This is a genomic window from Kitasatospora sp. NPDC059817 (assembly GCF_042731835.1).
Classification (GTDB): Bacteria; Actinomycetota; Actinomycetes; order Streptomycetales; family Streptomycetaceae; genus Kitasatospora.
The window spans coordinates 24304-25224 of the sequence record NZ_JBHWIR010000114.1 but is presented as its reverse complement, the minus strand read 5'-3'; the positions used below and the strand labels follow the sequence as shown (position 1 = coordinate 25224).

Below are 921 nucleotides of genomic sequence, written 5' to 3'. Positions count from 1 at the left end.
CACCCGCCGGGCCTCGCGCGCGGGCCCCCCCCCCGCCCCGGGGGGGGGCCCCCCGCCTGCCGGCGCGGGGGGGGGGGCCGGCCCCCCCCCCCCCGCCCCGGCGTTCTCGTATCCGCGCGACGGCCCGTTCGCTCGGGCCCCGCTCAGGACTCCCTGGGGTCCTGCTCGGACTCCGGCTTGCGCTTGCGCCGGGAGACCACCCGCCGCACCGGGCCGGTGACCGCGGAGACCACCCGCCGCACCGGGCCGGTGACCGCGGTGGACACCCGGCCGACCCTGGTGCCGACCGCCTCCCGGGCCGCCCGCAGGGCGTCGGAGATCCGCCACCACAGCTGGGCCGAGGACGGCGGCAGCAGCACCGCCCTGGTTCGCCCGGCCCGGCTGGCGGTGGCCCGCAGGCCCTGCCGGGCGGTCCGGACGTCGGCCGACAGCGGGGCGGTGGTGACCTGGCCGGCCGGGGCGTAGAGCACCCGTTCGGTGGCCAGCGCCAGCCGACCGGCCGCCGCCGCCGAGTCCGCGTCCAGCTCAGCCTTCTCGGTGATCCGCCGGGCGGCCGAGCGCGGGGTGTGTGACTCGTCCGGGGGAATTCCGACGTCCCAGGCGGAGTCGATCAGCTCGTCCCAGGCGGCCAGCACCTGGGCGTCGGTGAGCTCGGCCGGGCCGCCGCCGGGCCCGCGCCGGCCGCCGGAGCCGAGCCGGCGCCGGCGCAGCGCCGACCGCCAGAGCATCGGCACCAGCAGCAGCGCGATCACCAGCACCACCACGGCGGCGCTGCCCAGGACCTGCCCGGACAGCAGCCAGGAGTCCTCGGCGGCACTGCTGACGGCCTTGCTCTTGCCGCCGCACTCACCCAGCTGGCGCTGCTTCGCGTCGCAGCCCTTGCTGTCGGGGGGGGGGGGGGGGCGCGCCCCCCGCACCGGC

The 921-nt window shown here is 80.2% G+C and carries 1 protein-coding gene; it reads right to left on the bottom strand.

What is annotated here, in order from left to right; all coding sequences use genetic code 11:
* Window positions 1-143: 143 nt before the first annotated feature.
* The coding region (locus ACFV61_RS23115) for a DUF4129 domain-containing protein (RefSeq protein WP_380493655.1) at window positions 144-921 on the bottom strand (778 nt) is incomplete at its 5' end.